21 protein-coding genes and 1 riboswitch are annotated in these 23,858 nt (G+C 65.3%); of the genes, 11 read left to right on the top strand and 10 right to left on the bottom strand.

Annotation, left to right across the window (positions count from 1 at the left end; translation table 11 throughout):
• Positions 1-13 precede the first annotated feature (13 nt).
• The gene (locus ABRP17_RS03500; RefSeq protein ID WP_349986397.1) at positions 14-373 is read left to right on the top strand and encodes a hypothetical protein; all 360 of its coding nucleotides are present in this window, start codon (positions 14-16) and stop codon (positions 371-373) included.
• 215 nt (positions 374-588) lie between these two features.
• The gene (locus ABRP17_RS03495; protein ID WP_349986398.1) at positions 589-1,023 is read left to right on the top strand and encodes a pyridoxamine 5'-phosphate oxidase family protein; all 435 of its coding nucleotides are present in this window, start codon (positions 589-591) and stop codon (positions 1,021-1,023) included.
• Positions 1,024-1,188: 165 nt separating this feature from the next.
• Here the strand turns inward: ABRP17_RS03495 and ABRP17_RS03490 are convergent, their stop codons facing one another.
• The 3 genes from ABRP17_RS03490 to ABRP17_RS03480 all read right to left on the bottom strand — a co-directional run bounded on the left by ABRP17_RS03490 (position 1,189) and on the right by ABRP17_RS03480 (position 5,193).
• Positions 1,189-1,878 carry a peptidoglycan DD-metalloendopeptidase family protein gene (locus tag ABRP17_RS03490; protein WP_349986399.1) on the bottom strand — a complete coding sequence of 230 codons (690 nt, stop codon included), beginning with the start codon at positions 1,876-1,878 and terminating at the stop codon, positions 1,189-1,191.
• A gap of 4 nt (positions 1,879-1,882) precedes the next feature.
• Positions 1,883-2,854: a L,D-transpeptidase gene (locus ABRP17_RS03485; protein ID WP_349986418.1), complete on the bottom strand. Its 972-nt coding sequence runs from the start codon at positions 2,852-2,854 to the stop codon at positions 1,883-1,885.
• Positions 2,855-3,084: 230 nt separating this feature from the next.
• Positions 3,085-5,193, bottom strand: a complete 2,109-nt coding sequence (locus tag ABRP17_RS03480) for a catalase (protein WP_349986400.1) — start codon at positions 5,191-5,193, stop codon at positions 3,085-3,087.
• A 120-nt stretch (positions 5,194-5,313) separates the two neighbouring features.
• On the opposite strand from ABRP17_RS03480, the gene ABRP17_RS03475 reads away from it, so the two are divergent.
• Both ABRP17_RS03475 and ABRP17_RS03470 read left to right on the top strand, forming a co-directional pair.
• Positions 5,314-6,024, top strand: a complete 711-nt coding sequence (locus ABRP17_RS03475; RefSeq protein ID WP_188324625.1) for an AraC family transcriptional regulator — start codon at positions 5,314-5,316, stop codon at positions 6,022-6,024.
• Between the two features lie 81 nt (positions 6,025-6,105).
• Positions 6,106-7,491: an amino acid permease gene (locus tag ABRP17_RS03470; RefSeq protein WP_349986402.1), complete on the top strand. Its 1,386-nt coding sequence runs from the start codon at positions 6,106-6,108 to the stop codon at positions 7,489-7,491.
• 70 nt (positions 7,492-7,561) lie between these two features.
• Here the strand turns inward: ABRP17_RS03470 and ABRP17_RS03465 are convergent, their stop codons facing one another.
• The 3 genes from ABRP17_RS03465 to gcvP all read right to left on the bottom strand — a co-directional run bounded on the left by ABRP17_RS03465 (position 7,562) and on the right by gcvP (position 11,654).
• Positions 7,562-7,786: a hypothetical protein gene (locus ABRP17_RS03465; RefSeq protein ID WP_349986403.1), complete on the bottom strand. Its 225-nt coding sequence runs from the start codon at positions 7,784-7,786 to the stop codon at positions 7,562-7,564.
• 347 nt (positions 7,787-8,133) lie between these two features.
• Positions 8,134-8,664, bottom strand: coding sequence for a hypothetical protein (locus tag ABRP17_RS03460; RefSeq protein ID WP_372486876.1), 531 nt, complete (start codon positions 8,662-8,664; stop codon positions 8,134-8,136).
• 122 nt (positions 8,665-8,786) lie between these two features.
• Positions 8,787-11,654, bottom strand: a complete 2,868-nt coding sequence (gene gcvP / locus ABRP17_RS03455; RefSeq protein ID WP_349986405.1) for an aminomethyl-transferring glycine dehydrogenase — start codon at positions 11,652-11,654, stop codon at positions 8,787-8,789.
• A 60-nt stretch (positions 11,655-11,714) separates the two neighbouring features.
• Positions 11,715-11,817, bottom strand: a riboswitch (glycine riboswitch).
• 284 nt (positions 11,818-12,101) lie between these two features.
• Between gcvP and ABRP17_RS03450 the strand changes: the two genes are divergently transcribed.
• The gene (locus tag ABRP17_RS03450; RefSeq protein ID WP_349986406.1) at positions 12,102-13,322 is read left to right on the top strand and encodes a multidrug effflux MFS transporter; all 1,221 of its coding nucleotides are present in this window, start codon (positions 12,102-12,104) and stop codon (positions 13,320-13,322) included.
• A gap of 105 nt (positions 13,323-13,427) precedes the next feature.
• Positions 13,428-13,820 carry a hypothetical protein gene (locus ABRP17_RS03445; protein ID WP_188324619.1) on the top strand — a complete coding sequence of 131 codons (393 nt, stop codon included), beginning with the start codon at positions 13,428-13,430 and terminating at the stop codon, positions 13,818-13,820.
• A 93-nt stretch (positions 13,821-13,913) separates the two neighbouring features.
• Here ABRP17_RS03445 and ABRP17_RS03440 read toward each other — a convergent pair whose 3' ends face one another.
• Positions 13,914-15,926, bottom strand: a complete 2,013-nt coding sequence (locus tag ABRP17_RS03440) for a M2 family metallopeptidase (RefSeq protein ID WP_349986407.1) — start codon at positions 15,924-15,926, stop codon at positions 13,914-13,916.
• 149 nt (positions 15,927-16,075) lie between these two features.
• On the opposite strand from ABRP17_RS03440, the gene ABRP17_RS03435 reads away from it, so the two are divergent.
• The 4 genes from ABRP17_RS03435 (at position 16,076) to ABRP17_RS03420 (ending at position 19,652) form a co-directional block, all read left to right on the top strand.
• Positions 16,076-16,774 carry a response regulator transcription factor gene (locus ABRP17_RS03435; protein ID WP_349986408.1) on the top strand — a complete coding sequence of 233 codons (699 nt, stop codon included), beginning with the start codon at positions 16,076-16,078 and terminating at the stop codon, positions 16,772-16,774.
• Positions 16,764-18,053, top strand: a complete 1,290-nt coding sequence (locus ABRP17_RS03430) for a HAMP domain-containing sensor histidine kinase (protein ID WP_349986410.1) — start codon at positions 16,764-16,766, stop codon at positions 18,051-18,053. Before ABRP17_RS03435 ends, ABRP17_RS03430 begins: the two co-directional genes overlap by 11 nt.
• Before the next feature lie 136 nt (positions 18,054-18,189).
• The gene (locus ABRP17_RS03425) at positions 18,190-19,440 is read left to right on the top strand and encodes a DUF819 domain-containing protein (RefSeq protein ID WP_188324615.1); all 1,251 of its coding nucleotides are present in this window, start codon (positions 18,190-18,192) and stop codon (positions 19,438-19,440) included.
• A 62-nt stretch (positions 19,441-19,502) separates the two neighbouring features.
• Complete coding sequence (locus ABRP17_RS03420; RefSeq protein ID WP_349986411.1) at positions 19,503-19,652, top strand: hypothetical protein; 150 nt, start codon at positions 19,503-19,505, stop codon at positions 19,650-19,652.
• Positions 19,653-19,789: 137 nt separating this feature from the next.
• On the opposite strand, the gene ABRP17_RS03415 is transcribed toward ABRP17_RS03420, so the two are convergent.
• Both ABRP17_RS03415 and ABRP17_RS03410 read right to left on the bottom strand, forming a co-directional pair.
• The gene (locus ABRP17_RS03415) at positions 19,790-20,014 is read right to left on the bottom strand and encodes a CstA-like transporter-associated (seleno)protein (protein ID WP_349986413.1); all 225 of its coding nucleotides are present in this window, start codon (positions 20,012-20,014) and stop codon (positions 19,790-19,792) included.
• Positions 20,014-22,095 carry a carbon starvation CstA family protein gene (locus tag ABRP17_RS03410; protein WP_188324611.1) on the bottom strand — a complete coding sequence of 694 codons (2,082 nt, stop codon included), beginning with the start codon at positions 22,093-22,095 and terminating at the stop codon, positions 20,014-20,016. The genes ABRP17_RS03415 and ABRP17_RS03410 overlap by 1 nt, the downstream gene beginning before the upstream one ends.
• A 271-nt stretch (positions 22,096-22,366) precedes the next feature.
• Between ABRP17_RS03410 and ABRP17_RS03405 the strand changes: the two genes are divergently transcribed.
• Positions 22,367-23,218, top strand: coding sequence for a pirin family protein (locus ABRP17_RS03405; RefSeq protein ID WP_188324610.1), 852 nt, complete (start codon positions 22,367-22,369; stop codon positions 23,216-23,218).
• 56 nt (positions 23,219-23,274) lie between these two features.
• Here ABRP17_RS03405 and ABRP17_RS03400 read toward each other — a convergent pair whose 3' ends face one another.
• The gene (locus ABRP17_RS03400) at positions 23,275-23,736 is read right to left on the bottom strand and encodes a hypothetical protein (RefSeq protein WP_249405035.1); all 462 of its coding nucleotides are present in this window, start codon (positions 23,734-23,736) and stop codon (positions 23,275-23,277) included.
• Positions 23,737-23,858: the final 122 nt, after the last annotated feature.

Here is a 23,858-nt window from a genome sequence, read left to right as displayed (position 1 = left end):
CATCGGCGATGCCGTGCTCGATATCCCGCGCCACTTGGCCGAGCGTCTGGAAACAACCCTCAAAGCGCAGGGCATGGGCGATCCCACCCCCGCGCTGGTGGCCCATCTCTCCCTGATGCATCACGGCGAAAGTGCGGACGGTACGCTGTGGGAAGAGGACGGCCTGGGGCTGGGACGCTGCGGTGATCTGGCGTTAGCCAGTCGCAGCCTGCAGGGGCTGCACGGCATCCTGCAGATTCTGCACGCTGCCCATCTGACCCGGCAGCACGCCGGGCCGGAGCAGCAGCTTGGCGATCATCTGCAGGGCGCGCTGCTGCAGGCCGGACGGCAGTTGGCCCAGACGGCCTCCGACGCCGTGCATGGGCGGCGTTGAGTGCGCGGGCCCCGCCGAAGAGGTTGTACCCCAGGGTGCTTCGAAATGGTTGCTGTGGTCTTGGCGTCGGTGGCCGTCGTGGCGTCGTTGTTCGGTATCGGGGTGCTTTACGGGGTGATCGGGTGATCCTGCGCACGCCGCCGTCGCTGTTCGTGCACGGGCGGTTTACAGCGAACTGTCCACCCTCGGCCCAACCACCGATGCGAGACCGCCCCATGAGCACGAAGACGCTGCAGGACCTGGCCAAGAAGATGGCCGACATCGATTTCGTCATGCTGCAGACGATCACCGACGGCGGTGAACTGGCGGCCCGCCCGATGAGCAACAACGGCGACGTGGACTACGACGGTGACAGCTGGTTCTTCACCTATGAAAACACGCGCATGGTCGCCGACATCCGGCGCGACCCGAAGGTCGGGTTGTCGTTCACCGGCGCGAAGTCGCTGTTGGGCAAGCCGCCGATCTTCATTGCCCTGCAAGGGCACTGCCATCTGCATACCGACAAGGCCACCTTTGCCGAGCATTGGGTGGACGACCTTGAGCGCTGGTTCGAGCAGGGTATCGATACCCCGGGCATCGTGTTGCTGCACGTCCGCGCCGCTCGCCTCACGTGGTGGGACGGCGAAGAAAACGGCGAAATCACTATCTGACACTGGTAGCGCCGACCCACGGTCGGCGAGCGCAGCGGGCCTTGAGCGGGACCCGTCCGCCGAGCACGGCTCGGCGCCTTCAAATAACGACCTGGTAGCGCCGACCCACGGTCGGCGAGCGCAGCGGGCCTTGAGCGGGACCCGTCCGCCGAGCACGGCTCGGGGTTAACGGGCGGTCAGCAGCGGATACGGATTGATCGACTCGCCCTTCCACCACTGCTTTTCAGGCCCCAACAGGTGGATCTCGAAGTGCAGGTGGGGCGCGTCTTTGTTCGCGTTGCCGGTGCTGCCGACATACCCGATCACCTCGCCCCGCTTGATCTGCTTCTTCTCCGCCAAGCCATCCGCATACCGCTGCAGATGCGCGTAGTAATAGCAATGCACACCGTCGGGGTCGAACTGATACATCGTCAGCCCGCCTTTATCGCTGTCGAACAGCTTTTCGACCTGGCCATCGGCCACCGCCAGCACCGGCGTGCCTTCCGCCGCCATGATGTCGATCGCATCATGCACCCGGCCTTCGCTCCGGGCGTCGGTAAACGTGTCCTGCAACTGCGATGGCTGGATACCTTGGACCGGCAGCAGCAGGCCACTGCCCGACGCCACCGACGCAGGCGGCGGCATGGCAGACGCGCTCGCCACGGGCGGGGCAGTAACCGGCGGTGTGCCTGCCACGGGGACCGCCTCGGGCGCGACCGCGCCCGGTACGCGGGCAGCCGCCGTCTCGGGGTCGGCGATCACGGTCGCCGGATCCACGGGCGCGATGTCCACCGCATCGCCCCGCGTGTCGAACAGCCACCAGCCCACGCCGATGCCTACCACCAGCCCCACTGCAATCAACGGCATCACGCGCATGCGGTCACTCCTGCATCACGACAGTCAACGACGGTCCCACGGCATCGGCAACGCGCATCGCATCCCAGTTCGTCATGCGTACGCAGCCGTGCGATTCCGTTTTGCCGACGTGGCCCGGCTCGGGGGTACCGTGCAGCCCGTAATGCGGCTTGGAGATGTCAATCCAGACCACGCCCACCGGATTGTTCGGGCCCGGCGGCAGCGTCTGCTTGGTATCGCCCTTTTTTGCGTCCCAGAACAGCTTCGGGTTGTAGTGGAAGGTGGGGTCACGCGCTACGCCAAGAATCTTCCATTCACCGATCGGCAGCGGATCGTGCTGGCTGCCGGAAGACACCGGAACCTGCGCCAGTACCTTCCCTTGGTCGTCAAGCAACTGCAGGGTGGAGTCCGATTTGTCGATCAGTACCTTCGCTGCCTTGGGCAGCGCGCCGCTGCCGATATTCGGTACCTGGATCGTGGCGCCCGCCTGGCCGAGGTTGATGCCGGGGTTGAGCGCTTTCAGCAGCGCCGGCGATGCGTGGAAGCGCTCACCCAGTGCCTCTTCCACCGTGCCGAAGCCCAGGGCCTTCAATTCCGCCTGTGCGGCAGGGCCCTTCGGGGTGGGCTGGAACGGCCCGGCCACATCTTCTGCGGTCAGCGTGTAGCGCGTGAGCATGTTGGTGCTGTCGGCCTGCAGGGCCGTCCACGTTTCATCGTCCAGCTCACCGGTGACCTTCAGCCCATGGGCGGCCTGGAAACCCGACGCTGCGCGACGCTGGTTGGATCCGACCTCGCCATCGATCTGACCGGGCGAGAAGTTGGCGCGGTCCAGCAGCACCTGCGCGTGCAGCGGCGAGCGTGGCTCGATGTTCACCGGTTCGCTGGCCGGCGCTTGGGAGGGGGCGGCTCCGGCGGGCGCCTGGGCCATGGCGAACGGCGCGGCGGTCAGGCCCATGCAGGCGGCGAGCAGGCAGGTGAGGCGGAGGCGCTTGGGCATCATGGATGTTTTCCTTCATCGAATACGCCCACCATGCCCGTTATGCATGCGCAGCCGCCGTGAAAACCATGAGGCATCCCTGAGTACACCGATGCGCTTGTCTGCCAGACGCTGAAACGGCGGTGGCATCGCTGCCACCGCCGTCGAGTCAACGCAGGTCTCGAATCCGCAATCGGGTCACGCCGTCATCCGATGAACGGCGGGGCCTGGATCGTGCTGCTCTGAGGGGGTCAGGCCAGCAGCCGCAGCTTGGGCTCGCGCGCCCACTGGCGGGTGGATGCAGCGGCGACGAACGCCTCCGCGTCTGCTGCATTGACGATGCCCGGATCAGTGCCCACGCGGGCCGCCTTCAACAGCGCGGTGCCACCTTCGTCGCTCGCAATTGCTTTCAGGTGGCCCCAGGCATTGCTGACGAAATCGATGGCAGCCGATTCCTTCGACAACGCCCGGCCTGCATCGGCCGTCAGCACGACCGCTACCGCATCGAACACGACCGATGGCGTACCGGCGAGCTGTCCATCGGCCGCTTGGCGCTTGCCATCGCTGAGCACCCCGCCGCCGACTTTCGGCGCTACCAGTTTCACGTCGGCGCCGGCCTTCTGTGCCGCCTTCCGGAGCGCGGCAATGGTGCCCGCATCGGATCCCTGATCGAACAGGATGCCGATGCAGCGGCCCTGCAGGCTCTCCTTGCCGCGACCGATGGTGCGCACTTCCGGTGCCTTCGGCATGTCCTGCGCCGGAATGGCGGTGGGGGCGGCGTCGGGCAGGTCGTCCATGCCCAGCCCATCGGCAACGCGCTTGGCCAGCGACTCATCGATGTTCAGCACGTGGCTGACGACGCGCTCGCGGATGTAGCCGGTCTCCACCTTGGACAGCTCGAAGACCAGCGCGGAGGCGAGATGTGCCTGCTCCGGTTTTTCCAGACTGCGGAAGAACATGCGGGCCTGGCTGTAGTGGTCGGCAAAGCTGTCCGCGCGGGTCCGGCCCTTGCGCCCGTCATCGGGCGTTGCATGGCTACGGAAGCCAGCCGGGGTCTGCCGCGGGCTGTCGCCTTCCAGCGAGCTCGGATCGTAGGCGACGCGGCCTTTGGGAATCTGCATCTGCATGTGGCCATCGCGCTGGTGGTTGGCGAAGGGGCATTTCGGCGCATTGACCGGGATCTGGTGGAAGTTCGGCCCGCCCAGGCGAATCAGCTGGGTATCCAGATACGAGAACAGACGGCCCTGCAGCAGCGGGTCGTTGCTGAAATCGATGCCAGGCGGCACGTTCGCCGGGCAGTAAGCCACCTGCTCGGTTTCGGCGAAGAAGTTGTCCGGCCAGCGATCCAGCACCATGCGCCCGATCACCTGCAACGGCACCAGCGACTCGGGAATGATCTTGGTGGAATCCAGATGGTCGAACGGGAACGCATCGGCCTCTTCTTCAGTGAACAGCTGAACGGCCAGTTCCCATTCTGGGAAGTCGCCACGCTGGATCGCTTCGAACAGATCGCGGCGCTGGAAGTCATTGTCAGCGCCCTGCAGCTTCAGCGCTTCGTCCCATACCGTCGACTGCAGGCCGAGTTTGGGGCGCCAGTGGAACTTCACGAACGTGGAGTTGCCGGCCTCGTCGAGCAGGCGGAAGCTGTGGATGCCGAACCCTTCGATCATCCGCAGCGAACGCGGAATGGTGCGGTCGCTCATCGCCCACATGATCATGTGCATGGATTCGGGCATCAGCGAAACGAAGTCCCAGAACGTGTCGTGGGCGCTGGCCGCCTGCGGAAAGGCACGGTCCGGCTCCATCTTCACCGCGTGGATCAGGTCGGGGAACTTCAGCGCATCCTGGATGAAGAATACCGGGATGTTGTTGCCCACCAGGTCCCAGTTGCCTTCGGTGGTGTAGAACTTGACCGCGAATCCGCGCACGTCACGCGGCGTATCGACCGACCCGGCGCCGCCGGCCACCGTGGAGAAGCGCGTGAACACCGGCGTCTTCACGCCGACTTCGGTCAGGATCTTGGCGCGGGTGAACTTGTCCAAGGAACGGGTCAGCTCGAAGTACCCGTGGGCGGCGCTACCGCGCGCATGGACGATGCGCTCCGGGATGCGCTCATGATCGAAGTGGGTGATCTTCTCGCGCAGCAGGAAATCTTCCAGCAAGGTCGGGCCCCGCGGGCCTTGGCGCAGCGAGTTCTGGTTGTCCGCGATGGGAATGCCCTGGTTGCTGGTCAGCACTGGATGCGAGCCGCCTGCCAGCTGGTGCAGCTCATCACCGGTACCGCGCTCTTCACGGGGGGCGTCTTCGGATGGGGCGGTCGAGGCGGATGCGCGCTTGCCGGATGGCTTGCTGGCGGCCATGGGAGGTCTCCTGGAGGGTGGGCGGGGCTTTTTCCCTTCGACCATGGCCCGACGGGTGTTAATCCACGGTCCCGTGCGGGTGAACGCGCAGGGAAAATGGGGCTCGGTTATGCTGTGCGCATGCGTGTTGAACCCGCCGAAATCGAAGCCCTCTTTGACGCCATTCCCGATGTGCTCTTCTTCATGAAGGACTGCGACGGGCGTTATACGCACATCAACCAGACCATGCTGCGGCGGCTGGGATTGAAGTCGCGCAAGGAGGTCATCGGCCGCACCGCGGCGGAAATCTACCCGACAGGCCTGAGCGCGGACTACGCCGACCAGGACACCCGGGTGCTGGGCGGGGCGGTGATCGAAAACCTGATGGAACTGCATCTGTTCGCCAACCGCGAGCCGGGTTGGTGCCTGACCTGCAAGCGGCCCCTGGTGGTGGACGGGCGCATCCAGGGCCTGATCGGCATTTCCCGCGATCTGGGGCAGAAGCACAGCCTGGGAGCGCAGTACGAGCACCTGCGCCTGGCACTGGCCCATCTCAACGCGCACTACGCTGAAAACGTGCGCATGCAGACGCTTCTGGACATCACCGGGTTCTCGTTGTCCAAGCTGGAGCGCAGCTTCCGCAAGGTCTTCCAGATGACGCCGCAGCAGGTGCTGACCCGGCTGCGGATCCAGATGGCCATGCACCTGCTGCATGGAAATGACAGCATCGCCAGTATCGGCCAAGCCTGTGGCTTCAGTGACCAAAGCGCCTTCACCCGCAAGTTCAAGGCCGAAACGGGTGTCTCGCCGCGTGCCTATCGGGCCCGGATCGCCGAACTGGCCGGCGGCTGAGCAGGCAGGCCATCCGGCCTATCCCGTCCGCGCGCTGGACAGGGTAATGTGACGGCCTTGTTGCCGCACACGTGCCCTTCGATGCCTGACAACCCGACCCCCGCTTCCACAGCCTCGACCACCACGCGCCTTGGCCATGCGCTCAAGCCCCGCCAACTGATCATGATGGGACTGGGCAGCGCCATCGGCGCGGGCCTGTTCCTCGGCTCCGGGGTCGGCGTGCAGCTGGCAGGCCCGGCCGTGCTGTTGTCGTATCTGGTCGCCGGCGCGCTGGTGATCATCGTGATGAACGCGCTGGGCGAGATGGCGGCGAACAAGCCGACCAGCGGCGCGTTTTCGGTGTATGCCACCGATGCGCTGGGTGTGACCGCGGGCGCCACGGTGGGCTGGCTGTGGTGGGTCCAGCTGGTGATCGTGATCGCGGCCGAAGCGGTAGGCGCGGCCGGTCTGCTGGCAACGGTATGGCCCGGTCTCTCCGTACCGATGGCAGCCCTTGCCTTCATGGTGTTCTTCACCGCGATCAACCTGCTGGGCGTGAAGAACTTCGGCGAGTTCGAGTTCTGGTTCGCGATCCTCAAGGTGGCCGCGATCCTCGGCTTCATCGCCATCGGTGCGGCCCTGCTGCTGGGCTGGCTGCCGAACGCGGCCTCGCCGGGCCTGTCCAACTTCACCGCCAATGGCGGGTTCGCGCCTACCGGTCTGGCGGGTGTGGGTGCGGCATTGCTCGTGGTGATCTTCGCCTTCGGCGGGACCGAGATCGTAGCGGTGGCTGCGGCCGAGACCGAAGACCCCGAGCGCAGCATCGCGCGCGCCATCCGTACGGTGGCGTGGCGGATCCTGGTGTTCTACATCGGCTCGCTGAGCGTCATCATCGCGGTGGTGCCGTGGACCAGCGAGGCGTTGAAGTCGCCGTTTGCCGCCGTGTTGGAAGCGGCCAATATTCCGGGCGCCGGTACCGCCATCACCCTGGTCGCGGTGATCGCCCTGCTGTCAGCGCTCAATGCCAATCTGTACGGGGCATCGCGGATGATCTTCTCGCTGGCGCAGCGCCGTGAAGCGCCCGCCGCGCTGGGGCGTGCAGACCGCCGCCAGGTGCCGATACTCGCTGTGCTTGCCAGCGTCCTGTTCGGCTTCGCCGCTACGGTCATGGAGCTGTTGTTCCCGACCAGAGTGCTGCCGGTGCTGTTGAACATCGTCGGATCGACCTGCCTGCTGGTGTGGACGATTTCGCTGGCATCGCAGCTGGTGCTGCGTCGACGTGCGGATCGGGCGGGGCTGTCATTGCCGTTCCGCATGGCGGCCTTCCCGTGGTTGACGGGGCTGGCGTTGGCGATCCTGGCACTGATCTTCGCTTTGCTGTTGTATGGCGAACAGACGCGCCTGCAATTCCTGTCCATGGTGGTGCTGACTGCCTTCATTGCCAGCTGCAGTGCGCTTGCCCGACGCATCCGGGCCGGACGTCGCTGATCTCGACGCAGCAACCATTCTGCAATCCGCGTCGGCGCGATCGGTGCACCGGTCGCGCCTGTGGGGACGCTCAATCCGCCTGCGGTCGGGTCGCGACCGCCCTTGTGTCGGGCGTGTCGATACACCGTTTGTAAGCAACCCCGCAGATCAGCCAGTTGCCCGTGGCTGCGACGCATTCTACGAACTTGGCGCCGCAGGTCAGCGGATTTCCGGTTGGAAGGACCTGTGCTTGAGCGTTGGGAACGGTGATGGCGCTAACCAGCAACAAAGTGCTGGCGAGAACTTGGATGTTCATGGATTTTCCTCTTGGTTGAGCATCGCCTCAAGGGACTTAGGGGTCTCGTGAAACCGGGAGCGCGACAGGGCTGCCCCTGGCAAGGCATTTGCGCAGTTCAAGCGTGCAGCTGATGAGGTCGCGTCCTGTGACGTAATAGCATTGGAAGAACGCCTTGGCGCAATCGATCGAGCCAGCACGTGGCTCAGCAGACTGGGCCAGTGCAGGTAGCGATACGGCAAAGGTCATGGCGACAGCCAGAGCGGCGCTTCTTATGACGGACATGTCAGATCCCGTTTGAAGTGGGTCGGATGGGGGCCGCGTTGCTGAAGAGAGCACGGGAGCATTCGCGCCCGTGCTCTTGGGCCTCAGTGCTCGCGGCGATCGACGATTGAAGTCGAGGCATCGCCTGAGGTCAGGCACTGCACGAACTCGATGGCGCAGCTCATTGCACCGCCACCCGTCGCAAGGCACGTGGCCAGCTTCACGGCGCAATCCGCCACGCCACGGTCCTGTGCAGGCTGCGCATTTGCAGCGGGAATGGCGAAGGTGAAGGCGAGGGCAGCGGCGGCGACGAGGGTCTTCAGATGGTTCATGATGATTCTCCGTTTGACAGGTTTCGCCGACCAGAATGGGCGGCGGTGTCGATCCCGTTCGCGATCCGGGATCCGCTCTGGCTGGCCGGCGTCAGAACGTGGAGTCATCGTGCGTCGATACCATCGCGACAGGAGCGTTGGAATGTGACGCGCCCAGCATAAAAATCCGCGTTTCTTACGTCTGCGACACAGTTCCGTTTTCGATGAGCGGTGGGTGGTTGTTGAATGCGACGCGGCGTCAATCGCGAACGTGATGTCGCGCAGAGCGGTGTAGGGAGTCACGGAGTAGTCGTTGTTGGCCATGTCAAATACGACACGACACGACACGCGGCGTGGCGTCCTGGATATTGTTGCTTGGGCACAAAAAAAACGGCCCGCTTGCGCGGGCCGTGATGCATTGAACCGGTCAGATCGTGCTGATGGCGTCAGGCGTCGACTTCGTCGTCCTTGTACGCATCCACCGGGATGCAGGCGCACATCACGTTCTTGTCGCCATAGACGTTGTCCACGCGGGCCACGGGCGGCCAGTACTTGGACTGCCGCAGGCTGTCCAGCGGGAACGCCGCGAGCTCGCGCGGATAAGCGTGGGTCCATTCGCTGGCCGTCACGGCGGTGGCGGTGTGCGGTGCGTTCTTCAAAGGGTTGTCTTCGCGCTCCAGACGACCATCTTCGATCGCCGCGATCTCTTCGCGGATCTGGATCATCGCGTCGATGAAGCGGTCCAGCTCATGCTGGGATTCGCTCTCGGTAGGCTCGACCATCAACGTGCCGGCCACCGGGAAGCTGAGGGTGGGGGCGTGGAAGCCGAAGTCGATCAGCCGCTTGGCGATGTCCTCTGCGCCGATGCCGCTGGTCTTTTCCAGCGGACGGATATCCAGGATGCACTCGTGCGCGACCAGCCCATTGCGGCCGGTGTACAGGGTCTTGAAGTGCGGGGCCAGCCGCTTTGCAATGTAATTGGCATTGAGCAGCGCGACCTGCGTGGCCTTGCGCAGACCCTCGGTCCCCATCAGCGTGATGTACATCCAGCTGATCGGCAGGATCGAGGCGCTGCCGAACGTGGCGGCCGAGACCATCCCGACATCCCCGTCGCCACCAAGCGCGCGCGGCAGGAACGGGGCCAGGTGGGATTTGACCGCACACGGTCCCACGCCGGGACCACCGCCGCCGTGCGGGATGCAGAAGGTCTTGTGCAGGTTCAAGTGGGAAACGTCCGAGCCCCACTTGCCGGGCTTGGCCACGCCGACCAAGGCATTCATGTTGGCGCCATCGGTGTACACCTGGCCACCGTGCTGGTGGATGATCTCGCAGATGTCGACGATCTCTTCCTCGAACACGCCGTGCGTGGACGGGTAGGTGACCATCAGCGCGGCGAGTCGGTCGCTGTACTTTTCTGCGTTGCGGCGGATGTCATCGACGTCGACATTGCCGTTGGCGTCTGTCTTGGTGACCACGACCTTCATCCCGCACATCTGCGCCGAGGCCGGGTTGGTGCCGTGAGCGGAGTCGGGAATGAGGCAGATATCGCGGTGATCGTCGCCGCGCGAGCGGTGGTAAGCACGGATGGCCAACAGGCCGGCATATTCGCCCTGCGCGCCGGAGTTGGGCTGCAGGCTCACAGCGTCGTAACCGGTGCATTCCACCAGCATCGCTTCAAGGCCCTCGATGAGTGACTTGTAGCCAACGGCCTGTTCCGCCGGAACCAGCGGATGGATGTTGCCGAACTCCGGCCAGGTGACCGGAATCATTTCGGCGGTGGCATTGAGCTTCATCGTGCACGAACCCAGCGGGATCATCGTGCGATCCATCGCCAGATCCTTGTCGGCCAACGAGCGCAGGTAACGCAGCAGTTCGTGTTCGCTGTGGTGGGTATTGAAGACCGGGTGGGTCAGGAATGCGCTGCTGCGCACCAGGCCGGCCGGAATGGCATCGGCCGTGCGCGCATCGAGTGCTTCCACATCCGCGTGTGCACCGAATACCTGGGCCAGCGCGACGATGTCTTCGCGGGTGGCGGTTTCATCCAGACTGATGCCCACAGAACTGCTGTCGATCGCGCGCAGGTTGTAGCCGGCTGCGCGGGCCTTGGCATGCACGGCGTCGGCGTCGATGCCGGTGACATGCAGCGTGTCGAAGAACGTATCGCCAACGGCCACCGCGTTGCTGCGCAGGGCAGCCGCCAGGATCGCCGCCAGGCGATGGGTGCGGCGGGCAATGCGGGTCAGGCCTTCCGGGCCGTGGTACACCGCATACATCGACGCCATCACCGCCAGCAGTACCTGCGCGGTACAGATGTTGGAGGTGGCCTTCTCGCGGCGGATGTGCTGCTCGCGGGTCTGCAGGGTCAGGCGGTAGGCCGGGTTGCCCTGCGCATCGATCGATACGCCGATCAGGCGGCCGGGCATCGAGCGCTTGTAGGCATCACGGCAGGCCATGAAGGCGGCATGCGGGCCACCGAAACCGAACGGCACGCCGAAACGCTGGCTGTTGCCGACCACGATGTCCGCGCCCCATTCGCCCGGTGCCACCAGCAGGGTCAGTGCGAGCAGGTCGGTGGCCACGGCCACCAGGCCGCCGCGCGCATGCACGGCATCTACCAGCGCCTTGTAGTCGCCGACCTGGCCGAAGGTGTCCGGGTACTGCAGCAGCAGGCCGAACGCTTCCGCTTCCAGTGCTTCGGCCGGGGTGCCCACGCGCAGTACGATGCCCAGCGGCTCGGCGCGGGTGCGCAGCAGTTCCAGCGTCTGCGGATGCACCGCATCGTGCACGAAGAAGGTGTCCGACTTCGACTTCGCCGAACGCTTTGCCAGGGTCATCGCTTCGGCGGCCGCCGTGGCTTCGTCCAGCAGCGAGGCATTGGCGATTTCCATGCCGGTCAAGTCCGCGCACAGCGTCTGGAAGTTGATCAACGCTTCCATGCGGCCCTGCGAGATCTCGGCCTGGTACGGCGTGTAGGCCGTGTACCACGCGGGGTTCTCCAGGATGTTGCGCAGGATGACGTTCGGCGTGTGGGTACCGTAATAGCCTTGGCCGATGAAGCTGCGCAGCACCGTGTTCTGGTCAGCGATTGCACGGATCTTCGCCAGCGCCTCGACTTCGGTCACCGATTCGGGCAACGCCAGCGGTGCCGGCGACTTGATGCGCGCAGGCACGATGGCGTCGGTCAGCGCATCCAGCGAGACGTGGCCGACCACGCCGAGCATCTGCGCGATTTCGGCATCGTTGGGGCCGATATGGCGTTCGACGAACGCGTTGTGGTGTTCGAGCTCGCGCAGCGAAGGGGTGTTCTGGGGCATGGCGAAGGATCCGTCGGGAAAGGGCACGCACGTGGGCAGGCCGCCATTCGGCAGCCTGCGGGGCGCCCCTCTGTCCTTTTGCCTGAGAGTTTGGAAGCGCGCATGTGCGCGGCTTCGTGCCCCTTCGGCGCCGGATCGAACCGGTCTCTCCAGAGTTTTGATGCGGGTGGTCACGAGCCTGAGCGATTACGGGCGTTTGCGCCTTCGGCAGCGGTGTCCTGCTTCTCCCACCTTGTTGCCCGTTGATTATAGCGGTCGGCCCTGCTGCATGCGCGGCTGAATGGGGTCAGGGACCAGACGTTTTCCGATCGGACCGAATGGTAAAGGGGACCGGTACGGCCTATCATGACGCACCACTCGTATTCATCCGGCGCCGCCTTCCTGTCTTTTCCGGACACGGGCTGGCGCCTGCCGCGCATGGCCTGCGCGGCTCCTCCGGACACCTCCATGACTGCCGCCTCGCCCTCGACCCGCCGTCTGGCTCTGCTGCTCGCAGGTCTGGCGATGTTTGGTCCGTTCTCGATCGACACGATCTTTCCTGCCTTTCCGCAACTGGCGCAGCGCTTGGGCGTGGACGAGGTCGCGGTGCAGCAGACCATCAGCGTGTACCTGCTGTTCTACGGGCTGATGAGCTTGGCCCACGGGCCGCTTTCGGATGCGCTGGGTCGCAAGCGGGTAATCCTGGGGGGGCTGGTGATCTTTGTCGGCGCCTCGGTAGGCTGCGCGCTGTCAACCGATCTGACCACGCTGCTGGTGTTCCGCGCGCTGCAGGGCCTGTCAGCGGGCGTGGGCATGATCGTCGGCCGTGCGGTGATCCGCGATCTGTACCACGGCCATGATGCCCAGCGGCTGATGAGTCAGGTCTCGATGATCTTCGGCATCGCCCCCGCGATCGCGCCGATCATCGGCGGCTGGATCCTGCTCAGTGGCGCCGGTTGGCCGCTGATCTTCTGGTTCCTGGTGGTGTTTTCGTTGCTGTTGCTGGTGGCCACGGCGCGGTTCCTGCCCGAGACACATCCGGTCGAAGCACGTACGTCGCTGTCGCCGCGCGGATTGCTGCGCGACTACCTGCGGATGGGCTCCAACCCACGCCTGTTGCGCCTTGCGCTGGCCAGTGCGCTGAACTTTTCCAGCGTGTTCCTGTACATCTCCTCGGCCCCGGTGTTCGTCATGCAGCACCTGAAACTGGGTGAGGGCGGTTTTGCCTGGCTGTTCGTGCCGACCATCGGAGGGATGACGCTGGGGGCGTTCCTGTCCGGGCAGATGGCCGGACGTGTGCTTCCACAGCGGCAGATCGGCATTGGCTTCGGTCTGTGTGGATTGTCGGCGGTGATCAACATCGGCTACGTGCTGTCGGTGCCAGAAATCGCCTTGCCCTGGGCAGTCGTTCCAATATTCATGGGGGGCACCGGACTGGCGATGATCTTCCCGATCCTGGCGCTGGGCGTGCTGGATCTGTACCCGCACCAGCGAGGACTCGCCTCCTCGATGCAGATGTTCATCCAGATGATGATCAATACCTTCGTCGCGGGCGTCCTGTCGCCCCTGCTGAGCAGCAACCCGGTGCATCTCGCCTTTGGCTACGCCGGTTTCTTCGTGCTCGGGGCGTCGGTGTGGTACTGGGAAAGCGCCTGGGCTCGGCGCAACCCGCACGCCCATGCACGCTGAGCGCCAGCCGGCAGAGCTGCTGCGCCGTGCGCGGGCCGTGGGGGTGAAGCCGACGCGGGACGCCGCTGGGGTATCCTTGCGCACCCGGATGACTGTAAGCCCCTGATGTCGACCACTTCCAAACTGCGCCGCGATATCCGCCGGCGCCGCGAAACCCAGACCGCCAACCGGGACGCTGCCAACGCCTCGCCCGTCGAGCCGCACGCCGAACTGCGCGATCAGCAGCGGACGCTGCTGGCCGGCATTGTCCGCCGCGATGGCGAATGGGTGCTGGGCATGGACGGTCGCATTGCCGGCCAGAGCGAGAGTGCTGCCCAGGTGCTGTCCCTGATCATGCAGGCGGGTGAACTGCACGAGCGCAATGGCACGCCGGTGCGCCTGGTGTATTCCGATGCGCTGCGTGACGCCGCGCAGGCGGAGGCCAATGCGCAAGGGGTCAGTTTCGATGAGTTCAAGGATGCGCTTGCCGCGAAGATGACAGCAGGCAAGGCCAACTGATCAGCCGTGACGGCGCCGGGCGATGCCCGGCGTCGCATGAAGTCCGAAGGTAGCGCCGAGCAGGGCGCGGCGCTACCGGATCACGGGGCGCGGTCAGCGCTGTGCGGGCGCTACCGGTGCTGCCGGCGCTGCCGGCGCTGCCGGTGCAGCAGGCGCCGCGGCACTGGCCTGCCAACCGCACACCTGGCCCTGGTTCTGCTCCTTCAGCCACGCGTTGACCGGGCTGAAGTACTCGATCATCGGGCCGGCATCCAGCTTTTCACCACCGGTGAGTTCCTTCAGGGTGGCCTGCCACGGCTGGCTGGCACCCTTGCTCAGCATGGCCCAGAACTTCTGCCCCGCTTCCTTGTTGCCGTAGAAGCTGCACTCATGCAGCGGGCCCTTGTAGCCGGAGGCATCGCACAGGCCCTTGTAGAACTGGAACTGCAGGATGCGGGCCAGGAAGTAGCGCGTATAAGGCGTATTGCCCGGCACGTGGTACTTCGCGCCCGGATCGAAGAACTCCTCGCCGCGCGTGGTGGCCGGTGCCACGCCCTGGTAACGCGCCTTCAGGTCCCACCAGGCCTTGTTGTAATTGTCCGGGGTGATCGAGCCGTCGAACACGCCCCAGCGCCAGCGGTCGATCATCAGGCCGAAGGGCAGGAAGGCCACGCCGGACAGTGCCATCCGCATCTGGTTGTTGATCACCGCTTCGCGGCTTTCTTCCGGCTTGTCCACCAGACCGATCGAATTGAGGTACTTGGGCGTCATCGCAAGCACGATGGTGTCGCCGATTGCTTCATGGAAGCCGTCGTTCGCACCGCCCTGGAACAGCGGCGGCAGCGGGTTGTAGGCCAGGTCGTAATAGATGTGGCCCAGCTCGTGGTAGATCGTGGTGAAGTTCTCTTCGTTGGGCTTGATGCACATCTTGGTGCGCACATCGCCTTCCATGTTCATGTCCCACGCGCTGGCATGGCACACCACGTCGCGGTCCTGCGGTTTGATGAACTGGGTCTTGTCCCAATAGGACTTCGGCAACGACGGCATGCCCAGTGACACGTAGAAATCCTGGGCGCGTTCGGTCATCTGCCGCGCAGTGCGCAGTTCGGCCTCACGCTGCGCCTTGTACAGGCCTTCCACGTTGGCGTTGCTGCCTGCCTTGGCCAGTGCGCCGCTCAGGTTGCCCTGATACTGCTTTTCCAGCGCAGCCGTGATGTCCAGGCTGCCCGCACCCGGGTACGGCTGCAGCTGGTCCCACAGGTTGGACCAGTCCTGCTGCCACATGTTGCCGGTCAGATGGGCAGCGATCAGGCCATTGCCCACTTCGGCCTTGTCCTTGCCGTAGGTGGCGTCCAGCTTGCCGCGCGCGTAGCAGTGCAACTGCTCGTACATCGGCTTGACCTGTTCCCACAACCGGTCGGTCTCCGGACCGATCTGCTCCGGCGGCATGTCGTAACCGCTGCGCCACATCTGTCCGGCATCAGCGAAACCCAGGCCCTTGGCGCCTTCGTTGACCAGGCTCACGAACTGCTGGTAATCACCGCGCATGTCTTTGGTGGTGCCGTGCCAGCCCTGCCAGGCATCCAGCTGCTGGTCGTAGTCACGGCTGCTGGACAGCACCTGCTCCAGATCGCCCAGTTGGCGGCAGGAAGTGGGATCGTTGGCATCGGTGCAGTACTTGCCTGCACCGTAGCTGCCTTCCATGCGTGTGGCGATCTGGGTCAGCTGGGCCAGCTTGGCCGGGTCGCGCGGGGCCGGCATCGACGACATCAGCTTGAGCAGGTGCAGGGCGCGCTTGCTGTCGTCGGACATCGGCTGCCCCTCGAACTTCGCGGCCTGTTCGATCCAGCTGTTGAGCTGGGTCAGCGAGCGTTCGTTGGCCTTGGCCGCCACACGCTCGGAATCGCTGTTGATGTAGGTGGAAGACAGCCACTGTGCCGAGGTCATCTCCGGGTACGCAGCCTTGTACTCCGCATTGATCCGGGCCACGAACTGGTCAGCGGTTTCGCCGGCCGGTGCCGTGGTCGTCGCGGTGTCGGCTTCCGGCGAAGGTTCCTTCTTGCAGGCGGCCAGCGACAACGTGGCGGCGGCGATCGCCGAGGCCAGCAGGAGATGACGGTGTTTCACGGGCGATCCTTGGGTGATGAACGACCGCCGAAGGCTAGTGGGCGCGGCGGGTTGCCGCAAGTGGCATCCGTGCTGGCGGCGAGGGCGGGGGGACGTGATTCCGACACGGGCAGCGGTACCATGCAGCCACACACAGGGTGGGAAAGCGCATGCGGCTTCTGGTGATCGAGGACAACCGGCAACTGGTCGCCAACCTGTTCGACTACTTCGAATCGCGCGGGCACGTGCTGGACGTCGCGCCGGACGGCATCACCGGGCTGCACCTGGCGACCACGCAGACCTATGACGTGGTGATCCTGGACTGGATGCTGCCGCGCATGGAAGGGCCTGAAGTGCTGCGCCGCTTGCGGTCGGACCACGCCTCTGAAGTGCCGGTCATCATGCTCACCGCACGCGACGACCTGCCTGACAAGATCGCCGGGTTCCGGGCGGGGGCGGACGACTACCTGACCAAGCCGTTCGCACTGCCCGAGCTGGAGGTCCGTCTGGATGCACTGCGAGTGCGCGCGCAGGGCCGTAATCCGCGCAAACGGCTGCAGGTGGGCGATCTGGTGCTTGACCTGGCAACGCTGGAAGCCCAGCGCGCGGGCCAGACGCTGCACCTCTACCCCGCCTGCCGCAAGTTACTGGAGGTGCTGATGCGCGCAAGCCCCGCAGCGGTGACGCGCCAGCAGCTGGAGTTCGCCCTGTGGGGCGACGAGCCGCCTGACGGTGACCTGCTGCGCTCGCATGTCTACGAACTGCGTCGCAGCGTGGACGGCCCCTTCGCGCGCAAGCTGCTGCACACGCTGCCGCGCGTCGGCTACCGCCTGGCCGCGCAGGACGCGGAGGCCACCGATGGCGGCTAGGCCTGCTCCGTTGTACCGGCGGGTACTGGGATGGCTGCTGACCTACCTGGCCTTGATCTCACTGGCCGTGTTCGGGGTTGGCAACAACGTGCATGAGCACGCCGAACATGCGGCCTGGCGGGCGCTGTTGAACTCCGAGCTGGACAGCATTCTCGCGCACAGTGCGCGCGACCCGCAGTACCGCTGGCAGGATTCGGACACGCTCAGTCTGTTCCGGCTGGACCAGCCGGGAACGCCGGCCAGCGTGCGTGATCTCCATCCCGGGCTGCACGATGGCGTGCCCATCGGGGAGCGGCAGGCGGCGGTGATGGTGCGGCAGACCCAGACGATGGGGCGCGTGGCGTTGGCGTTGGATATTTCGGATTTCGAGGCGCTGGAGCAGTTCGCTACCCGCTGGGTGCTGCTGGCTGGCCTGGTGATGGTGATCGTGACCGTGGTGATGGCGCGGCTGGGCATGCAGCGGGTAGTGCGTCCGTTGAGCCTGTTGGCGCGTGACATTGCCGCGTTGAAGCCCGGCGCGCCGGGCCAGCATATCCAGGTGGATGCACGTGGCAGCGCCGAGCTGCATACCATTGCCAATGCGCTCAACGACTACCTGGCGCGCAACGAGCAGTTCGTCGAGCGCGAGCGGGTGTTCATCAGCACGGCCAGCCATGAGCTGCGCACGCCGGTAGCGGTGATCACCGGTGCGGCCGAACTGGCGTTGGAACAACCGGGGCTGCCGGAGCGTGCACGCCAGCAGATGCTGCGCGTACAGCGCACGGCGGCGGACGTTGAAGAACTGATCGAACTGCTGCTGGTGCTGGCCCGCGACCCGGCCCGACTTGCCGCGCGTGCCGAGCGCGTCGCCCTGGACCAGTTGCTGCCGCAGATCATCGAAGACCATCGCCACCTGCTGGGAGACAAGGACCTGACCGTGGCCCTGCGCGCCGCGCCGGTGGATATCGTGGCGCCGCTGGCCGTCGTGCAGGCGGCGATCGGCAACCTGCTGCGCAACGCGATCGAGAACAGCGGTCGCGGCGCGATCCAGCTCGATCTTTCGTCCGCCGGCGTGCTGACCCTGCGCGATCCGGGACACGGCATGAGCCCGGAGGAGATCGCGGCCATCCATGCACGGATGGCGCGCGGGCTCCGCAACGAACACGGCGGCATCGGCCTGGAGCTGGTGGCACGGCTGTGCGAGCACCTGGGCTGGACCTTGCGGTTCGACCCGGTGCAGCCACGCGGCACGCGGGCGACACTGGATGTCAGCGCGTCGGGCGTACCTTTCCCTGGGTAGAGTGCGTGCCGGCTGAAGTCGGCACGCTCGGCAGCGGCTCTTTTCAAGCGCGGTGGTGATGGCGATGTTAAGCTCGAAGGGTGCCGCGTCCTGCGGCATTTTTTTCGCCCACCATTTTCGATCGACAGAGGACGCCATGCCGACCGAACCTGCAACTGCCCTGATTTCCAGCGACATCGTCGGCCTGGGACTCATCGCTGCCACGCTCGCCCTGATCTTCTGGGCTGCCAGTGGTCCCACGCCACTGCTGAAAAAGATCTTCGCCTGGGTGCCGGCGTTGCTGCTGTGCTACTTCATCCCGGCCATCTACAACACGGCCGGGCTGATCGACGGCCATGGCACCGCGCTGTACAACCCGGTGGCGCGCGACGTGCTGCTGCCGGCCGCGCTCATCCTGCTCACCCTGTCCATCGACCTGAAGGGCATCGCCAAGCTGGGGCCGAAACTGCTGGTGGTGTTCTGTGCCGGCACCGCAGGCATCATGCTGGGGGCGATCGTTTCGTTCCAGGTGATGAAGCTGATCCATCCGGAAACGGTGGCTGGTGATACCTGGGCGGGCATGGCGGCACTGGCCGGCAGCTGGATCGGCGGCGGCGCGAACATGGTGGCGATGCGCGAGATCTTCGGCACCGACGCCACCACGTTCGGGCAGTTCGCGGTGGTGGACGTGGCCTGCGCCAGCCTGTGGATGGCGATCCTGCTGTTCCTGGCCAACCGTTCGCAGCAGATCGATGCGCGCAATGGCGCGGATACGCGGGCCATCGATGAGATGAAGGCCCGCATCAGCGCTTACGAGGCGCAGAACTCGCGCATCCCCACGCTGACCGATCTGATGGTCATTGTCGGCGTAGCGCTCGGCGGCGTCGGCCTGGCGCACGCCATCGCGGCACCGCTGGCCGCGTGGTTCAAGGCCAACGTGGGCTGGTCCAGCCAGTTCAGCCTGGACAGCCAGTTCGTCTGGGTCGTGTTGTTCTCCACTGGCCTCGGCCTGGCGCTCAGCTTCACCCGCGCAAGGCGGCTGGAGTCGGCCGGCGCGTCGAAACTGGGTACCGTGTTTCTGTACTTCCTGATCGCCTGCATCGGCATGCAGATGGATCTGCTGTCGCTGCTTGATCGGCCGTGGCTGTTCGCGCTGGGCCTGATCTGGATGGCCACCCACGTGCTGGTGCTGTGGATCGTGGCGAAGCTGTTGCGCGCGCCGCTGTTCTTCTTCGGCGTCGGCTCGATGGGCAACATCGGCGCAGCCGCATCGGCACCGGTGGTGGCCGCGGCCTTCCACCCGAGCCTGGCGCCGGTCGGTGTGCTGTTGGGCACGGTGGGGTATGCGACGGGAACCGGACTGGCGTACGTTACCGGCCTGATCCTGAAGGCGATGGCCGGCGCCTAGTGCCGGCCGTCAGAAAACCATAGGTCCAGCGCGCGAGCCGGCCTTCGCGCCGGCTCGTGACGATGCTCTCGGCACTCATCAAGGTGGTCGGGGTCACGATCGGTCCGATCCAGCCGTCCGTAGGTCTGGTCAGCGTGATCGCCGATGCGGTGCTGACGGTAATGCCTGACGCCTGGTTCGTTGATGAGCACGACTATGTCGACAGTTTCTAGCTGCTGCAACGTGGCCAGGCGTACAAAAGCCGGCCGGGTGCTGGCGCCAACGCGACTGTGGACCTGACGCCCATCACCCTGGGTAAGTGATCGCCCGCAGGCGACTGCGCTCATCGCGCAGCCGCCTGGACGATCACTCAGCAGCAACGGCCTCCATTGCGCCCGCCGTAGCGCGCTTCCTGTCGCTCGCGGAAAAACGTCTTGTAGTCCATCGGGGTACGGTCCGGATGGTTTTCCAACACGTGCCGCACGTAGTTGCCGTAATCCGGGATCCCGCAGCACAGCCGCGCGGTCTGGACCAGCCGCCGCCAGAGACGGCGGTGGGCCTGATGCTGACCGACCGGTACCAGTTGTGTACTCATTACAGGTCCGCCATCTGGTGCGGCAGCAGCTTCACGTACTCGGTCTCGCGATCGGTACGTTGCGGGGTGCGGCGTGCGATGAAGATGGTCTTCAGCGCGTAGAACAGGATCGAGAAGACCACCAGCAGGAACAGCACCGTCAGGCTCGTATTGACGTACGCATTGACCACGATCTGCTGCATCTGGCCGACGGTCTTGGCCGGTGCGGTGATGGTGCCGCTGGCGATGGCGTCCTGGTACTTGTGAGCCTGTGCCAGGAAGCCCTGCGCCGGGTTGCTGTCGAAGATCTTGATCAGCCCCGCATACGTGGTGCAGATCAACAGCCATACCGCCGGCACAGCAGTGACCCAGGCGTAGCGGTCACGCTTCATCTTGAACAGCACCACGGTGCCGAGCATCAACGCGATGCCTGCCAGCATCTGGTTGGAGATACCGAACAGCGGCCACAGGGTCTGGATGCCACCGAAGGGATCGACCACGCCGGAGTAGAGCAGGTAGCCCCACAGTGCGACACAGCCAGCCGTCGCCAGGATGTTGGCGGACCAGGATTCGGTCTTCTTCAGCGCCGGGATGAAGTTCCCCAGCAGATCCTGCAGCATGAAGCGACCGGCGCGGGTACCTGCATCGACCGCGGTCAGGATGAACAGTGCTTCGAACAGGATGGCGAAGTGGTACCAGAACGCCATCATCGCGTCGCCGGCACTCGGGATCGCTTCGTGCAGGATCATCGCGATGCCTACCGCCAGCGTCGGTGCACCACCGGCGCGATGCAGGATGGTCGGCTCGCCGATGGCAACGGCCGTGGCTTCCAGCTGCTCCGGGGTGATGGTGAAGCCCCAGTTGGTGGTGATGTAGTGCGCGGCGGAAACTGCATCGGCACCGATCACCGAGGCGGGACTGTTCATGGCGAAGTAGATGCCCGGCTCGATGATCGAGGCGGCGACCAGCGCCATCACGGCAACGAACGATTCCATCAGCATGCCGCCGTAACCGATGTAGCGCGCATGCGATTCATTGGCCAGCAGCTTGGGCGTGGTGCCCGACGCGATCAGCGCATGGAAGCCGGAGACCGCACCACAGGCGATGGTGATGAACAGGAACGGGAACATCCCGCCCTTCCATACCGGACCGTCGCCGCTGGCGGCGAACTGGGTCAGCGCCGGCATTTTCAGCTCGGGCATGACGATCAGGATGCCGACGGCCAAGGCGATGATGGTGCCGATCTTGAGGAACGTGGACAGGTAGTCGCGTGGTGCCAGCAGCAGCCAGACCGGCAGCACCGAAGCCACGAAGCCATAACCGATCAACATCCAGGTGATCTGCTTGGCGGTGAAGGTGAAGGCGGGACCCCAGACCGGGTCTGCGGCGACGATACCGCCGAACCAGATCGAGCCGAGCAGCAGGATCAACCCGACCACCGAGATCTCACCGATCTTGCCGGGGCGGATGTAGCGCATGTACACGCCCATGAAAAGCGCGATGGGCATCGTGGCGATGACCGTGAACATGCCCCACGGGCTTTCCGCCAGCGCCTTCACCACCACCATCGCCAGCACCGCGAGGATGATGATCATGATCAGGAAGGCACCGAACAGCGCGATGGTGCCGGGAACGGGCCCCATTTCTTCGCGCACCAGGTCACCCAGCGAGCGGCCGTTGCGGCGGCTGGACAGCACCAGGATCATGAAATCCTGCACTGCGCCGGCCAGGACCACGCCGACCACCAGCCACAGCAGTCCGGGCAGGTAGCCCATCTGTGCGGCCAGCACCGGGCCGACCAGGGGACCGGCACCGGCAATGGCAGCAAAGTGATGGCCGAACAGCACGTGCTTGTTGGTCGGCACGTAGTCCAGGCCATCGTTGTTCAGCACGGCGGGCGTGGCCCGCGTCGGGTCCAACTGCAGCACCTTGCTGGCGACGAACAGACCGTAGAAACGGTAGGCGATCAGGTAGATGGAGACCGCAGCCACTACGATCCACAGGGCGTTGATCGGTTCACCGCGGCGCAGCGCCACGGTGCCCAGACAGAATGCGCCGAGCAATGCGAGCAGTGCCCAGCCCAGCTTTGAGAAGCCTTTCATGAGGTGAACTCTCCCGGAGGTACGTCGTAAGGGTCCGCTTTGGCCTTTGCAGGGTCAATGCAGACAGGGTGTTTCAGGGCTAGTACTTTGGTCGTAACCCGCCAGTGCCTCCCGGCGGTCCATTTCGGCGCACCCGGTCCAACGTCACGTGCCGTCGGCGGCGGACACCGAGGCGTGTCACGCCAGCATTGGAACAATGGGTTGCGGGGGGCGTGCTTGGTCCTGATCGCGACAGCGCCCATCTTTGTCGTAGTCATTCACTGGAGTTCCCATGAGCACCCACGCACCGGTCCGCGTTCTGCGTACGATCCGCGGCATGCCCACGTCTGACGGGGCGGGCGTGCGCCTGACCCGTGTCATCGGCGGCTCTTCGCTGCCGGACCTCGATCCGTTCCTGCTGCTGGACGAGTTCGGGACGGAGAAGGCCGAGGACTACATCGCCGGCTTTCCCAGCCACCCGCATCGGGGGTTCGAAACGGTCACCTACATGCTGGATGGCCGCATGCGGCATAAGGACAACCACGGCAACGAGGGCCTGCTGACGCCGGGCAGCGTCCAGTGGATGACGGCCGGCCGCGGTCTGGTCCATTCGGAGATGCCCGAACAGGAAAGTGGGCGCATGCGCGGTTTCCAGCTGTGGGTGAACCTGCCGGCGCGGGACAAGATGACCGCGCCGAAATACCAGGAGTTCGCGCCGGAGGCGATTCCCCAGCTGACGCCGGCCGCGGGCGTGCGGGTCAAGGTCATCGCAGGAGAGGTCGACGGGACGGCGGGCCCGATCGTGCAGCCGGCAACCGACCCGGTTTACCTGGATATCGGCCTTGAGGCCGGGGCGACGTGGGACTACCGGCTGCCCGAAGGCCATCACGCGTTCGCCTACGTGTTCGAAGGCGATGCGGTGATCGGCCTCGGCGAAGATGCGCGTCCGCTGGCGAGCCAGGAGATGGCCGTGCTGGGCGGCGGCGATGCGCTGCACCTCGTCGGTGGCACGCGCGATGCGCGCCTCATCCTGGTCGCAGGCCGGCCGCTGCGCGAGCCGGTCGCACGCCATGGGCCGTTCGTGATGAACACGCGGCAGGAACTGATGCAGGCATTCGTCGATTTCCAGGAAGGTCGTTTCTGAGCATGCGGCAAGCGGGGCCGGTCGTTGCATCGGCCCCACCGGCATGGCCTGCATGATCAGCGGCCGTCTGCCACGGCGGCCGGGGTCAGGTTCATGCCGCGGATCATCTGCTGCAGGCTGGCCCGCTCTTCGCTGTTGCTGGGATACAGGGCCATCTGCGCGTAGCGGTTCTTATCGATCTTGACCACGCTCACCCGCCGGTCAGCGAATCCCGGCGGCTCCTGCCCGCCCAGGTCGGGTTGGTACCAGTACAGTTCTTCGCCGGCGAAGCTGTCCTTTTCATGGCGCAGGGCGCGCGGCAAGCGAAGCCCCGGATCATTGCCGGTCAGCATCAGGCTCAGCACCTCGCGGCCGTCCCCTGTGGTGGCACGACACACCAGGAAATCCCCTGTGGCCTGCTCCTGCCACTGCAGGTTGCTGCTGGTGGGCAAGGACGGGCACTGCGGCGTGGTCTGCGCTGAAGCACTGATGGCGAGCGACATCAGGCACAGCAGTGCGGCGGTAGTCAGGCGGTTCATAGGTATCCCCAAGGCAGCAAGTCGACGGCACCGCCAGCGGCAGGCGGGCGCGGTCGCCGTTGCGACCTGGCCCCCATCCCCGGACGCCAACCCTGCCTGCCAGCCACGCTGGCGGGAGTTGG

It is taken from the genome of Stenotrophomonas sp. WHRI 8082, from assembly GCF_040223995.2.
Classification (GTDB): Bacteria; Pseudomonadota; Gammaproteobacteria; order Xanthomonadales; family Xanthomonadaceae; genus Stenotrophomonas.
The sequence above is the reverse complement of the archived record's forward strand: the minus strand, read 5'-3'. Positions and strand labels throughout refer to the sequence as shown.